Source organism: Streptomyces sp. NPDC057438 (assembly GCF_042802995.1).
GTDB lineage: Bacteria > Actinomycetota > Actinomycetes > Streptomycetales > Streptomycetaceae > Streptomyces.
The window spans coordinates 1-13456 of record NZ_JBHVDD010000076.1; the positions used below are offsets into that span (position 1 = coordinate 1).

The 13456-nt window shown below is 68.4% G+C and carries 13 protein-coding genes and 3 pseudogenes; 4 read left to right on the forward strand and 12 right to left on the reverse strand.

All coding sequences use genetic code 11. From position 1 onward, the window contains the following. Positions 1-265, forward strand: a pseudogene (locus ACFU5F_RS31680) (DDE-type integrase/transposase/recombinase); the annotation flags it as partial. Between the two features lie 518 nt (positions 266-783). Here the strand turns inward: ACFU5F_RS31680 and ACFU5F_RS31685 are convergent. From ACFU5F_RS31685 to ACFU5F_RS31695, 3 genes are all read right to left on the reverse strand, one after another. After that, positions 784-1524, reverse strand: coding sequence for an NADPH-dependent F420 reductase (locus tag ACFU5F_RS31685; protein WP_383894673.1), 741 nt, complete (start codon positions 1522-1524; stop codon positions 784-786). A gap of 108 nt (positions 1525-1632) precedes the next feature. Further along, positions 1633-2226, reverse strand: coding sequence for a helix-turn-helix domain-containing protein (locus ACFU5F_RS31690; protein ID WP_358954337.1), 594 nt, complete (start codon positions 2224-2226; stop codon positions 1633-1635). 142 nt (positions 2227-2368) lie between these two features. Beyond that, positions 2369-3208 carry a helix-turn-helix transcriptional regulator gene (locus tag ACFU5F_RS31695; RefSeq protein WP_383894677.1) on the reverse strand — a complete coding sequence of 280 codons (840 nt, stop codon included), beginning with the start codon at positions 3206-3208 and terminating at the stop codon, positions 2369-2371. Positions 3209-3257: 49 nt separating this feature from the next. Here ACFU5F_RS31695 and ACFU5F_RS31700 point away from each other — a divergent pair, with 49 nt between their 5' ends. Further along, positions 3258-3449, forward strand: a complete 192-nt coding sequence (locus ACFU5F_RS31700; protein WP_358954339.1) for a hypothetical protein — start codon at positions 3258-3260, stop codon at positions 3447-3449. 108 nt (positions 3450-3557) lie between these two features. Here ACFU5F_RS31700 and ACFU5F_RS31705 read toward each other — a convergent pair whose 3' ends face one another. Beyond that, complete coding sequence (locus tag ACFU5F_RS31705) at positions 3558-4307, reverse strand: SDR family NAD(P)-dependent oxidoreductase (RefSeq protein ID WP_358954340.1); 750 nt, start codon at positions 4305-4307, stop codon at positions 3558-3560. Positions 4308-4859: 552 nt separating this feature from the next. Continuing rightward, complete coding sequence (locus ACFU5F_RS31710; protein ID WP_383894772.1) at positions 4860-5717, reverse strand: cation:dicarboxylate symporter family transporter; 858 nt, start codon at positions 5715-5717, stop codon at positions 4860-4862. 21 nt (positions 5718-5738) lie between these two features. Here ACFU5F_RS31710 and ACFU5F_RS31715 point away from each other — a divergent pair. Next, positions 5739-7246: pseudogene (locus tag ACFU5F_RS31715) on the forward strand (ISL3 family transposase). Positions 7247-7304: 58 nt separating this feature from the next. Here ACFU5F_RS31715 and ACFU5F_RS31720 read toward each other — a convergent pair. The 3 genes from ACFU5F_RS31720 to ACFU5F_RS31730 are packed head-to-tail and all read right to left on the reverse strand — an operon-like array spanning position 7305 to position 8937. After that, positions 7305-7796, reverse strand: a complete 492-nt coding sequence (locus ACFU5F_RS31720; RefSeq protein WP_383894775.1) for an NUDIX domain-containing protein — start codon at positions 7794-7796, stop codon at positions 7305-7307. Further along, on the reverse strand, positions 7690-8661 hold the full coding sequence (gene istA / locus ACFU5F_RS31725) for an IS21 family transposase (protein WP_383894680.1): 972 nt from the start codon (positions 8659-8661) through the stop codon (positions 7690-7692). The genes ACFU5F_RS31720 and istA overlap by 107 nt, the downstream gene beginning before the upstream one ends. A gap of 21 nt (positions 8662-8682) precedes the next feature. Continuing rightward, the gene (locus ACFU5F_RS31730; RefSeq protein ID WP_383894683.1) at positions 8683-8937 is read right to left on the reverse strand and encodes a hypothetical protein; all 255 of its coding nucleotides are present in this window, start codon (positions 8935-8937) and stop codon (positions 8683-8685) included. A gap of 229 nt (positions 8938-9166) precedes the next feature. Between ACFU5F_RS31730 and ACFU5F_RS31735 the strand changes: the two genes are divergently transcribed. Continuing rightward, on the forward strand, positions 9167-9784 hold the full coding sequence (locus ACFU5F_RS31735; protein WP_383894686.1) for an NUDIX hydrolase: 618 nt from the start codon (positions 9167-9169) through the stop codon (positions 9782-9784). 237 nt (positions 9785-10021) lie between these two features. On the opposite strand, the pseudogene ACFU5F_RS31740 reads toward ACFU5F_RS31735, so the two are convergent. From ACFU5F_RS31740 to ACFU5F_RS31755, 4 genes and pseudogenes are all read right to left on the reverse strand, one after another. Further along, positions 10022-10399, reverse strand: a pseudogene (locus ACFU5F_RS31740) (transposase); the annotation flags it as partial. 250 nt (positions 10400-10649) lie between these two features. Then, complete coding sequence (locus ACFU5F_RS31745; RefSeq protein ID WP_383894688.1) at positions 10650-11576, reverse strand: phosphotransferase family protein; 927 nt, start codon at positions 11574-11576, stop codon at positions 10650-10652. Continuing rightward, on the reverse strand, positions 11570-12295 hold the full coding sequence (locus tag ACFU5F_RS31750; RefSeq protein WP_383894691.1) for an HAD family hydrolase: 726 nt from the start codon (positions 12293-12295) through the stop codon (positions 11570-11572). The genes ACFU5F_RS31745 and ACFU5F_RS31750 overlap by 7 nt, the downstream gene beginning before the upstream one ends. Further along, positions 12292-13404 carry a hypothetical protein gene (locus tag ACFU5F_RS31755; RefSeq protein ID WP_383894693.1) on the reverse strand — a complete coding sequence of 371 codons (1113 nt, stop codon included), beginning with the start codon at positions 13402-13404 and terminating at the stop codon, positions 12292-12294. Before ACFU5F_RS31755 ends, ACFU5F_RS31750 begins: the two co-directional genes overlap by 4 nt. Between the last annotated feature and the right edge of the window lie 52 nt (positions 13405-13456).

A 13456-nucleotide genomic window follows, 5' to 3' on the forward strand; every position in this document is an offset into this window, starting at 1 on the left:
CCGGCGCTTCCTGCGCCGTCTGATGAAGAAGACGAGCGCGGTGCCGAGGGTGGTCGTCACGGACAAGCTCCGCTCCTACGGCGCCGCCCACCGCGGGGTCATGCCCTCGGTCGAGCACCGTTCCCATAAGGGCCTGAACAACCGGGTCGAGAACAGCCATCAGCCCACCCGGCAGCGTGAACGCGCGATGAAGGGCTTCCGCAGTACCGGTGGAGCCCAGCAGTTTCTCTCCGCGTTCAGCGGTATCTCGCCCCACTTCCGGCCCCGCCGCCATCTGATGACCGCCCACGAATAGTGAGCAGAGATGACCGTCCGCTTCGTGATCTGGAGCCAGATCACTGGTGCTGCCGGCCGGCCCACTCCGGCCTGAACATAGGCCTGGACCGCAAGCCCACCGCGCCCCGACGCACCGTCAGACGCTTACACACCCAACAACGTGACATCGCCCACCGCGGATGTCCGAAGGCGACAGGGCTGTGGGCAGGAACTGCCGGGGGGAGCGGCGGGAGCGTGCGATGTCGGTGAAGGGTGATGCGGTGCCGGGCAAGGCGGTTCCTCTCCGTGGCGCGCAGTCATCTGCCCTGCTGCTCTGCGCGGAGGCCGCCGCGGCTGCGGACGCACCCTGCGGGTGCCGGCAGGCTTGCGGATGCCCGCAGGCAGCGGCGTGCCGAAGCTGCGGTCTGCAGCGCGGGGGACTGTGCGCCCTTCGTGTTCGTCTTCGTTCGTGGCGTGCCGGCGCTGCCGCTCGTGTCCGTTGCGTGCACGAGTGCCGCGTCGGGTGTCTCAGCGGTGGGCGGCGCGGTTCATCTCGACGACGTCGTCGACGGTGGGGGTGGCCGGGAGGGCGGCGAAGCGTTCCGGGAGGCTGTCGCGGATGGCCGCGTCCTTGACGCGGTCGGCCGCGGCCAAGGCCGCCGGCAGCTCGTCGAGGGTCAGTGCGGTGCAGTAGGCGGGGCTGTTCGGCTGCTGGCGCCAGGAGTCGGCCAGCGTGCCGGCGTCGTAGGGGTCGAAGCCGGTGTCGTCCACCAGGCTCATGGCCACCTTCCGCGCCTCCTCGGAGTCACCGGCGACGGGAATGGCGAGGCGGCCGGGCGTTCCTGCCGGGACGCCCTTGGTCCGCTGGGTTTCGGCCAGCGCGGCGTTCCACGCCTTGACCACGGGGCGGCCGAGCAGCTCGGCGGTGTACACGCTCTCCACCTGGCCCTTGTCCACCGCCTCGATCGGCTCGCTGAGCATGCCGGGGTAGTAGTTCGAGGTGTCGATGACCACCGTCTGGTCGGGCACCGACGCGAACAGGTCCGCCAGCTGGCCCGCCACCCCGAACGGGATCGACAGGACGATGACGTCCCGGCCCTGGACGGCGGCCTCGGAGAGGTCCGCCGCGCGGGCCCCGGACTCCAGCACCTCCGCCCGGACGGCCTCGGGGCCGCGGGCGTCGGCCACCTGGACGTCGTGACCAGCCGTGCTGAGCTTGGCAGCGAGGTTCCCGCCGATGGCGCCAGCGCCTATGACAGTAATTTTCATGATTTGTTCCTTAGGAGGTTGTGCCGCCCCTGGGGCAGCACGATGTGATGGATGGGTGGTGGTGCCGCCTGGCGTTGCGGCGGGGGGCGGAGAGCAGTGCCCGGCGATTTACGCCTGGGTGTCCTGCTGGCGGTAGCCGCTCGCGATGAGCATGCGGAGCCGGTCGAGCGACTCCTCCTCGGTACCGGTGCCCTTGATCCAGGCAACGGAACAGGCCGCGAGGAACAGGTCGTTCCCCCGCACCGACGCGCGCACGCGCCCCGCAAGCTGCGCGGCTCGCACGTATTGATCGGTGGCGGAGATGAGGATGTCGCAGGGAATGGTGAGCGGGTTGTCCGGTTCCTGCGCCCTGGCTGCGGCCATGAGCGGGTCGGGCAGCCCACTGAAGGCGCTGAAGTAGTCCTCCATCGCCCGCAGCCACTGCTCCAGCGCCTCGGCCGGGTCACCGAGTTGCTCGATCTCCGCCTGGCGGGCCACCAGCTCCTCGGAGCGCGTCTGCAGCACGGCCGCCAGCAGTGCCTCCCGGGTGGGGAAGTGCCGGTACAGGGTGCCGGGCCCGACGCCCGCCTCCTTGGCCACCGCCTCGAGGGAGGTACCGACCCCGTGCTGCAGAAAGTGACGCTGCGCGGTCTCCAGGAGGGCAGCGCGGTTGCGCTGGACGTCCGCGCGGGGCTTGCGTCCCCGCTGTTCACCGGCGCTCATGCGCCCTCCTGCCTGCCGTGATCCTGCAGGCCGCATCAAAACGGATGCTGCCTCCGTACATGTTCGAGAGTAAAACGGAGGCAGCGTCCGGTCAAATGGGCGGCCTGAGCGCGGAGCCCGGCCCAGTACCCGGTCCAGGACGTCAGGGGGCGAGCTGCTGGTGCCCTATGACGGAGAGCAGTTCGAGCTTGCTGTGGCTCTCCGTGCCGGGACGAGTGGTCAGCACCACCAGAGTCTGGGCGCGGTTCTCGGTGAACAGGAGCTGGGCGTCAACGTCGATGCGGCCGAGTTCTGGATGGAGGATGGTCTTGCAGTCGTCGTAGCTTTGGGCGACTTCCTGAAGTTCCCACATGCGGACGAACTCGTTGCTGTGTTCCTGGAGTTCGGCGAGGATCCGGGCAGCTCGGGGGGTGTCGCTGCCGGCTGTCAGCGCGGCCCGCAGGCGCGCTGCATGGGCACGGCCGTGGTGTTCGTGGACCTCCTCGGGATATACCAGACGCTCGGCCGGGTCCATGAACCAGCGGTAGTAGCCGCTACTGGCCAGACCGGTGTGGCGGGTGTGGTCGCCGAGCAGCGCGACGGCCAACGGGTTCATCGCGAGGGTGTCGAGCAGGTCGGTCTGCACCAGGGCCGGGGAGTCGTCCAGACGGTCCAGGACCCGCATCAGGGTCGGGCTGACATGTTCGGAGCGGTGGAAGCGGGCCGGGGCGTTGTGGCCGATGAGGACGAAGAGGTGGTCGCGTTCGTCCAGGGTCAGCCGCAATGCCCGGGCGAGAGCCGCGGTGATCTGGACGGAGGGCTGCGGAGCACGCTGCTGTTCCAGCCGGGCGTAGTAGTCGGTGGACATACCGGCGAGCTGCGCGACCTCCTCGCGGCGCAGCCCCTGCGTACGGCGACGCGCCCCCTCGACCAGCCCGACGTCGCGGGGGCGCAGCGCCTCACGCCGGTGCCGCAGGAATTCCGCCAGTTCCTTCTTGTCCATGGCCCCATCCTCGCCGTACCCCGCCCGGCTATCCAGAGACCGCCGATCCATGGCTGAGCCACTCCTCTTCTGTCCGCGCGAAGCCGTTCGTACGGCCGGCGCGATGGCGCTCGCGGTGAGACGACCGGTGATCACCTGCCCCTGCGTGACCCGCTGGGAAATTCGCCGGCTGTCGGCGGTACGCCGCAGGCCGTCGGAAGGCGGCCGGCCTGCGGCGACGGTCTCCGTCGAGGACTCCTGACGCTTTGGACAGGCCCCGGGCCTCGTCGCCCGGCCTGGCCGATAGGACGAGGTTCGTCGTGTGACGGCGCTCGCCTGCTGTTGCTTCCCGTCGGGAACAACAGGTCGGTCAGCTGCCGCTGATCATGGCGAGGACGTCGTCGTAGGAGCCGTTGGCCTGCGCGTCCCGGATGAACCTGGCGCGCTCGACGACCAGCTCCTTCGCGTCGGGCTTCTCCCGCAGCAGGTCGAGGGTCTCGGTGAGGAAGTCGTCCAACGGCATGGATTGGTCGCTGTCCTGCTGGCCCAGCAGGGTCGTTCGCACGCCCGGCGGGACCACCTCGATCACCTGGACGCCGACGTCAGCACCGGCGAGCTGGATGCGCAGGCTCTCGGAGAATGAGTGCAGCGCTGCCTTGGTCGCACTGTAGGTCGGGGTGGTCTGATACGGGACGAACGCCAGCGCCGAGGTGACGTTCAAGACGACCGCGTCGTCCTTGCCCACCAGCAGCGGCAGGAAGGCGTACGTCATCCGGATCGTGCCGAGCAGATTGGTCGCGACGTGATCCTCGGCGACCTGCAGTCCGGCCGGGTCGAGGAGGTTCTCCCGCAGCATGATGCCGGCGTTGTTGACCAGGACGTTCAGCCCCGGGTGGCTCGCCGCCACGGTCTCACGGGCCCGGGCGATCGAGTCGGGGTCCGCGACATCGAGGACGAGCGATTCGACGCCCGGGTGCTCGGCCGTGATCTCGTCGAGGAGTTCCTTGCGCCGCCCGGCGACGATCACCTTGTTGCCGGCCTCGTGCAGACGCAGGGCCAGACCGAGGCCGATGCCCGAGGTGCCGCCGGTGATCAGGATCGTGTTGCCGGTCATCTTCATGGGGGTCCTGCTCCTTCGGTACGGCGGGCCGGTGAGCGCCCGCAGCCCCGACCGTAAAGACGCCCGCGCAGGGGCGGGAGAGGACGGCTTATCCATGGATCGGCGGTCTCTGCCTGGTGGAGTGGTCCCACCCAGCGGATCCGGTATCGCTTCGGCGTCGCGGCATCCGAGGCCGGCCCTGGACGCGCCCACACTGGCTTCCCCCTTCTGACATGTCGGTGGGTGGCACCTCGCACGGGTCCTCAACGCCGCCGAGGCCGAGGGGCGGCTTCCGAACGGGTGCGGGCGAGGTGGCTTCCGGCACCCGCCGGGGCCCCGGAGACGACGTCCGGGTGCGGTGACTGAACCGCCCAGCGCCTCCATCGTGGCTGTCCGTCGAAAGACCGCGTTGCCTGCCGCGGGGCTTCGAGCCGGATGGTCATCGAGTAGGAGACGCTGGGCGTGCTCTCGGGAAGGGTTCCTCAGCTGTCCTGGTGCACGGCGGCCTGGAGGATGCCGCCGGTGGGTGCCGCATACGCCGTCGAGGGTGACTGCACTCGACGACGGGCCCGGCTACTTGTCGGCGCCGACCTTGGTGGTGTCCAGCTCGTCCTGCGGCGGCGTGATGGTGCGGGAGTGCAGGACCTTGCGGGCCTGTTCGGTGTCGAAGTCGTTCTCCCACTTGCCGATCGCGATGGTGGCGACGGCGTTGCCGAGGACGTTGATGAAGACGCGGCCCTCGTTGAGGATGCGGTCGATGCCGACGATGAGGGAGAGGGCGGCGAGCGGGATGTGGCCGACCGCGGTGACGGTGCTGGCGAGGACGATGAAGGCACCGCCCGCGATCCCGGCGGTGCCCTTGCTGGTGAGCATCATGACGCCGACCATGGCCAACTGTTGCTGCCAGGACAGGTCGATGCCCATGGCCTGGGCCAGGAAGAGGGAGGCCATCGTGAGGTAGACCGCGGAGCCGTCCAGGTTGAAGGAGAACCCGGAGGGGATGACGATGCCGACCACGGGCCGGCCGATGCCGAGGATCTCCAGTTTGCGTACCAGCTGGGGCAGGACGGCCTCGCTGGAACAAGTGTTGAGGGCGACGAGCAGTTCGGCCTTGAGGAAGCGGATGAGGCCGAACAGGCTCAGGCGGCAGGCCCGCATGATGGCGCCGAGGACGACCAGGACGTAGACGATGCAGGTCGCGGTGAACAGGATGATGAGGTAGCCGAGCTGTTTGCGGCTCTCGGCGCCGTAGGTGGCGACCACGGTGGCCAGGGCGCCGAAGGTGCCCAGGGGCGCGAGCCGCATCACCCAGCCCACGATGCGGAAGACGACGTCCGACAGCGCCTTGATGGGGTCTGTGTAGCGAACGGCTCTGTCCCGTAATCGGTGGTAACGAAGCGTGATGGTTGTCGTTGGGCTGGTGTGCGCGATGTCAACGAGCTTGTGGGCGTGGTGTTTTCGGGACTGTCGGCCCTGGTCGTCGAGGGCGTGACGGACGAGGGCGAGGTCATCCGGGTGTCGGCGCGGACCCGGGACGCTCCGGTGCCGTGCCCCGCGTGCGGGACGCGGACAGCGCGGATGCACGGGTTTCATGGGCGGGTGATCGCGGACGTGCCGGTGGACGGACGGCGGGTCGTCGTCTCGGTGCGGGTCCGCCGCCTTGTGTGCCCGGTGCTCGGCTGCCCACGGCAGACGTTCCGCGAGCAGGTTCCCGGCGTCGTGGAGCGCTACCAGCGCCGCACCAACCGCCTGGCAGGCCAACTCGGTTCCGTGGTCAAGGAGTTAGCGGGCCGGGCGGGATCCCGCCTCTGCCGCGTTGTGGCCTGCGCGATCTCACGCTCGACCGCCCTGCGCATGCTCATGCGCCAGGCAGTGCCACCGCTGCGCGTCCCGCGCGTGATCGGCGTCGACGACTTCGCCCTCAAACGCCGGCACCGCTACGCCACCGTGATCATCGACGCCGAGACCGGCGAGCGGATCGACGTCCTGCCCGACCGCACCGCCCAGACCCTGACCACGTGGCTGCGCGAGCACGCCGGGGCCCAGTACGTCTGCCGCGACGGCTCCGCCACCTACGCCGAAGCGATCCGCCAGGCTCTCCCTGACGCGGTGCAGGTCAGCGACAGGTGGCACCTCTGGTCCAACCTGTGCGGCAAGGTCCTGGCCGAAGTCCGCTCCCACGCCGCCTGCTGGGCCACCGCCGTGAACCCGCCCGACCCGGGGGCGTACACGAGCAGACCACCCGCGAACGCTGGCAGCAGGTCCACCACCTGCTCGACCAGGGCGTCGGCCTGCTCGAATGCGCCCGCCGCCTCGACGTCGCCCTCAACACCGTCAAACGGTACGCCCGCATCAAGGAGCCCACCGCAGAGCGCCGCGCACCCCGCTACAAGCCCACACTCGTCGACCCCTACCGCGACCACCTGCGCCGGCGCCGAAGCGAAGACCCCGCCGTGCCCGTCACCCACCTCCTGCGCGAGATCAAGGAACTGGGCTACACCGGCAGCGCCAACCTCCTGGTCCGATACATCACCCAAGGCCGCGCCGAGGGCGAGAAGCCGGTCACCACCCCGCAGCGCTTCGCCCGCCTCCTGCTCACCCGCCCCGAAAACCTGTGCGCCAAGGACACCGCACTCCTGCGGGAACTCGCCGCAGCCTGCCCTGAGATGACCGAACTCGCCCGCCTCACCGGTGAATTCACTCAGCTACTGACCCCAGCGGAGGGCAACGACGCCAAACTCACCGACTGGATCACCACGGTTCGCGCCGTCGACCTGCCCCACCTGCACTCCTTCGCCAACGGCCTCGAACTCGACCGCGCCGCCGTCGACGCCGGCCTCACCCGCCCGTACCACAACGGCCGCACCGAGGGCGTCAACACCCGAACCAAACGGATCATGAGACAGATGTACGGCCGAGCCGGATTCCCCCTGCTCCGCCACCGCATCCTCCTCCAGTGATCACTACACAGCGCTACCACCGATTACGGGACAGAGCCGTTCGCTACACAGACCCAGGTCAGGACTGTGTGGTCCGGAACGCGAGATACCGGCTGAAGGCTTCGTGGCTGTCGGGCGTGAAGCGCCACTCGATCAGGGCCGACCGCAGCTCCGGCTCGGTTAGCCAGCCATGCCAGGCGACCTCATCGGGATCGGCGGCCACGGTGTCAGGCACCAGGGCTTCGTGCACGCCGAGCCAGTGAGGACTCAAACCGCTGCGGTTGATGAACGTGAACAGCAAGCGCGGCAGTACACGAATCCCCAGCTCTTCGGCCAGCTCCCGCGCAGCGGCCTGTTCATAGGACTCACCGACATCCACGGCGCCACCGACCACGACTTCGTGGAGCCCGGGGAAGCGCAACAGCTGCTCCGACCGTCGGTGAACGAGGACCCGACCGCGCTCATCACGACACACTGTCACGGCGACCCGGTGCAGCCACCCTTCCCGGATGGCCTGACGGCGGCTGACCACCACCCCCAGCACACGATCTTGATCGTCGACACGCTCCACCAGTTCGTCCACGACGCACACCCTGGCAGAGCCCACCGACAATGGTGGAGGTGGAGCGGACGTCAACCTTGCGGCCGATCAGCTTCCACGGCACCGAGTAGAGGGTGCGGCCGGCCTTGATGTGGATGTCCGGTCCGACCGTGGCCGTCGACCAGCGGGCGAGCACGAACGGAGTCGGCGGCAGAGGCAGCAGTTCGGCCGCCTCCAGTGCTTCGAACACGGTCATCGGGGCGGCCCCGCCCAGCGGCCGGCACTTTCGCCGCCCGGCGACCTGCTGACTCCAGGTCACTGCCTCGGCCTGCATGTGCTCGATCGAGGTGAACTCCCGTCCCCGCCAGAACGAGTCGCGGACATAGGGCATCGGCCGCTCGACCCGCGGCTTGTCCTTCGGCTTCGCCGCCCGGGCCGGATCGACCAACGCGCCGTAGTGAGTGGCCAGTTCGGCATATGCCTTGTTGATCTTCGGGTCATAGAGGTCGGGCCTGTCGACCCCGGTCTTCAGGTTGTCCGGAACGAGCCGACGAGGGACACCGCCGAAGTAGCGGAAGGCCGCGACGTGCGCTTCCGTCCACGCGTGCTGGTCCAGGTGCGGCACCGGCCGGACGAACATGTGCCGCGAGCACGGCAGCACCATCACGAACGCCCAGACCCGATGGCGCTTCCCGGACCGCGGATCGATCCACTGCCCGAGGAAGCCGTAGTCGATCTTGGCCTCCGAGCCGGGCTCGCTCTCACGCAACACGGTGACCTGCGACTTCGCCACCTCATCCGGCAGCGTCGCATGAATCCAACGACGGAACGAGAAGATCGACACCTGCAGCTTGCGCTCATCACGAAGCCGCTGATGGATCGTCGAGACGGTCACCGTCCCGAGCAGGCTCTGGATTTAGTCGCGGTGCTGGTCGATCTCCGGCCAGGTCACCTGCCTGAGCCTTCGGTCGATGAGCCCGGGGAACCACTCCTTGATCAGCTTCGACCAGTCGGCCTCGCTCATTGGCGGCCCGCCCGGGCTGATCCCGGACGCCTCCGCCGGGGCCAAGTACTTCCTGACCGTCTTGCGGTCCACCCCCAGCGACGCGGCCAGCTCGCTCTTCGAGCGGCCCGCGTACCAGTGGACGTAGATCTCGGTGATGTCGACCACGACGAACGTTCTCCTCGCCATCCGGGCTGCCCATCGGCCATCCGAACCAAGGGACGAGGGGCATGAGCAGCTCCGCGACGACCAGGTCCCTCGATCCCGACCTTCGCGCTACCCGTGGACAATGCGGAGAATTCAGGATGATTAATTATATGACGCCAAAACCGCCCAAGCTGGGGAAATTGATCCGTCATCGACGTCGCCTGTCAGTGCCTCCTGGCAGGATACGCGGATGACCTCAACTGGCCACCCGCTCACCGACAATGACGATCAGCCGCGTGCCCGCCTTCTGGAGCTGGTCGGCGCCATCGAACCCTGGGACAGCCTGGAGCGCACCCACCTGAAGACCGCCGCGCAGTGGATCGCCAGCGGAGCCCCGGTCTACCGGGTGCACAAGCCGGATGTTCCCGCGATGCACTTGGTGAGCTACTTCGTCGTCCTCGACGACACACGCGGTCAGCTGTTGCTCGTCGCGCACCGCAAGGCGGGCCTGTGGCTGCCGGCCGGCGGACACGTCGAGCCGGGTGAGGACCCGTGGGCCGCGGTGGTCCGCGAATGTCGTGAGGAGCTGGGCATCCACGCCACGGCATCGCCGATCACCGGCGAGCTCCCCCTCTTCCTCACCGTCACCGAAACGCGGGGGCAGGGCTCACACACTGACGTCTCGCTCTGGTACCTCCTCACCGCCGACGCTGACACCATCACCTCCTACGACCAGGAGGAGTTCAACGCGATCCGGTGGCTGACCGACGAGCAGGTGCTCGAGGAGTCGGACGAACTGCTCGACCCCCACATGCACCGCTTCACCCACAAGCTGCAGCACGTCCGGGCCGGAAGGTATTGCGGGTAGCCTCCCCCCGGCCGTCCACGGTGCTGTACGCCCCAGCCACGACGACACAAGGCCGAGAACGACACCAGCACCGCTCACGTTCACCGTCCCCATGGGGAGTCGTGACCGCGAGGGTGGGGAATTACGTGACGCTCAGGCCGTCGGAAGTGGGGAATTGCGTGAGCGTCGACATCAGGATGTCGTTCGGCCGGAGGGCGGCCAGGGCTGCTTGGAACTGGGGCCGCGTCGGCTGGCGGGTGTGCCGCCCGCAGAATCACAGCGGATCAGCGTCCGCCGTCCTTGCCGGTACTTCCTGGGCAGTTGAGCGAGGGCAAGGCGGGCGGCTGTGATGTGGTCGACGGCCGTGTTCGAGCCCGCGTTCCTGGGTCTCAGCAGGGCGGCGACGGGTTCGCCGGTCCCTCCCGGACCGTGGTCGACGAACCCCATGAGCGGGTGATGACCGTAGGACTTCTTCCAGGTCGGAGCCGTGTCCTGCTTGCCCGAGTGCACGACGACCACAACCCCGTCCAGGTCCACGGTCACCTGTCGGCCGGCGTCCGGAGCCCGGTTGCCAGCCACCGTGACCCAGGCACCGGGCCGCAGAGAGCGGATGGCGTCCGAGCGGCGCCGGCCGGTACATCGGTCGCCTGCTGGAGGTGGCCCGCTGATGGAACGGCCAACGCCTGTGGCGGGAAGGGAGATCAGGATCAGGACGTTGGCGCATTGCTGGTTGTTCTGGCTGAACAGCGGGCCTTTGCCCGGGGCCCCTGGCCGCGCCGGAGCCCTCCTGAAACTCCGTGCACTACACACCCACGGCGACTTCGACGCCTGCTTGGGCTGGTACGAACAACACAGAAGCCCTCGGACGATGCGTACCCTCCCCGGTTCAGAGCGCTGCGTTCAGCCGTTTCAGCAGATGTCGGCTGCGATGGGTCAGGTCCCTGGCGCGGGCCGGGTCGGGTGCCACCGAGTGGAAGACCAGCGCCAGCATGAGAGCGGTGTCCAGCCTGTTGAGCAGCGCCGCGGCAGACCAGGTGTCGAGCTGCTGCCCGTCAGTCGCCATGTAACCCTCGAGTACGGCTTCGGCGTTGAGTCCGTTGTCGGGCAGCAGCGCGTATTCGCAGACTCTGGCCAGTTCCATGAGCGGGGGGCCCATCAGAGCGTTGGACCAGTCGACCACTGCTGCCAGACGGCCCCCGGTGCCGAGCAGGTTCTGCCGTCGGATGTCCAGGTGGAGCAGGCGTGCGGCGGAGTCCTCGTGGTCCATGACATCGCGCAACACCGCGCCGTCCGGAAGCTCCGGCAAGTCGGGGGCGTGCCGGCTCAGTGCCTTATGGCGGTCGTGGACGCGGCTGACCAGGAACTCGCCGAAGTCTCCTGGGGCCTGGTAGGCGAGCCGCACTGGCCAGGGCTCCACCTGATGCAATCGAGCCAGGAAAGCGCCGATGTCCTGTCCGGGTACGGGCCTCCCGTCAGAGGGGACGTATCTGGCGAGGGAAACCAGCAGACCGTCCTCACAGGTGACGAGGTCGACCGGTGCCGAGACGGGCAGTCCGTGCTGGGCGAGCCGGCCAGCGATCTCGTGCTCCTGGCGCACCAGGTCCGCCGCGTCGACCTGGCCGTACGGGGCGATGTAGCGGCGGTGTCGTGGAATGCGCAGGGCGAGGTCACCCAGCGTCTTGGAACCGACGTGGTACACGACGAAGTCCACCCCTTCGCCGGCCAGACCCAGGGCCTGAAGCCCTAGCCTGCGAGTGACCTTCGCGGCCACTGCGGACGTGTCGATGTCGACAGTGCTGTCGGCAGTCACCATGTCGGGTTGCCTTCCTTGAATTGGGCGGCCAGTGTCGGCAGGAAGTCGAGCATGGCCAGTTGCGTCCCCGGGAAGTCGGGGAATCGTCCGTACCGGTCCAGGAGCACGGGGTGCAGGCCTGCGCCCGAGGCTCCTTCTACGTCTACGGCGACGGAGTCGCCGACGAACAGGCAGTCGGACGGCAGCCGTCCGAGGCGTTCACAGGCCAGGGCGAAGATGGCGGGAGCAGGCTTTTCCTGGCCGACCTCGCTGCTGACCACGATGGTGTCGAACCACGGTGCGAGACCGGTGGAGCTCAGGATGTCGTGCAGCCAGGGGTCGAAGTTGGAGACCAGGCCGAGCTGGTGTCCGTTGGCGCGCAACCGCTCCAGGCAGTGGGGCACATCGGGAAAGCAACGGTAGTTCTCAGGAGCCAGGATGTGTTGGGCGGCCCGCCGCGCGGCTGGTGCGGAGTCGGCGCCACCGCCGCGCACAAGAGCCTCTCGGCAGAACCGCGTCCAGGTCTCGACCCGGGCAACGGGGTCGGACTCGTCGTCCGGCCAGCCACCTTCGGTGCCGATCTGCCACAGAGCCTCGCGCACGGCTGCCGCAGACGGGGCTCCGTCGGTGCCCAGCCACGTGGCCGACAGCAGCTCGGGTATGGCCGGAGAGAGTTCTATGAGGGTGTCAGCGGCGTCGAAAAGGACCGCGACTGGCTGCGTGTCCGGTGTGGGAATCATCGTGGCTCCTCGCCAGTGATCAGCATGGTCGACAGGCCTCCGCGTGCGGCGGAGACCACACGTGCGGTCCCCGCCGCACGCGGGTCATGGACCATGACCGTGCTCTCGGCAGGAGAAAAGTAGTCGTTCATCAGCACCGCCACGTGTTTGCCACTGCTCAGTGCCATGGCCCGAAGGGCGAGTTCGATGTCGCCCTTGTACATCTCGACGAGGACGCAGCTGATGCCAGCCGACAGATAGCAGGTCAACTCGCCCAGGAACTGTTCGGAGGGCAGGCCGTGACGGTCGTGCAGTCCGGAGATGTAGGCGAAGGAATGCGACAGTGGATCGTCGTGGAACAGCTCCGCGTTCTGCGCTGCCGCGAGCAGTCCGATCGGTATGCCGGGTGTCACTTGCACATCGCGCCCGGCCACGGAGAGGCCGTCCAGGACGTCATAGGTGTCGGGGTTGCCCTCGATGAGGAGTCCGACGCGGTCGACACCGTCCGAGGCCAGGTTCCGCAGGGTGCGGTCCACTTGCTGGATGTTCGCCTCGAAGTCGTCGAACTGGTACGGCAGAACGTGCGGGGTCACGCCGGTGCCCGGCAGAACGTCCTTGAACGTGTTCTCGTACGTCCAGTCCGACATGATCGCGTCGTCGACGGGGCCGAGGGCCCGCAACACGCGCTGAGGATCCGTCGCGGCCGACGGTCCGGTGCCGACGGCGTACACGGTCTGGTGTCGGCTTTTCGACGGGGGACATCGGCGTTGCAACCTGGGCTCCATGGCCGCGATACGGCGGGTGCGGAAGCGCTCGGGGACCACGAAGGAGACAGTGGACGGGGAGGACTGCGGTACGTGCAGTTCCGAATCGGTCGCCGCGGCGGAGAACCGCGCGAGACCCCACGAGTCGTCCACGAAGGCCACGGGCCGTCCCCAGCCGAGAGGGCCGAGGGCGGAGGTCATGTCCTCCTTGAAGCCGCGCGGCCGCAGAACGACGAAGCCGCCGGAGACGGGTGAGATGGCGTGCCGCTCGCCCGCGATGGTCGCGGTGATGTGGTGGCGCACGTCCGAGGCGGCGCGGAATACCTCGATGTCGGCGAGCCCGGAACGGGCTTCTACAGGGATCACGACACTCCGTATCTGTGGTCGAGAAGTCCGGGGTCCAGAAGGCGCCAAGAAG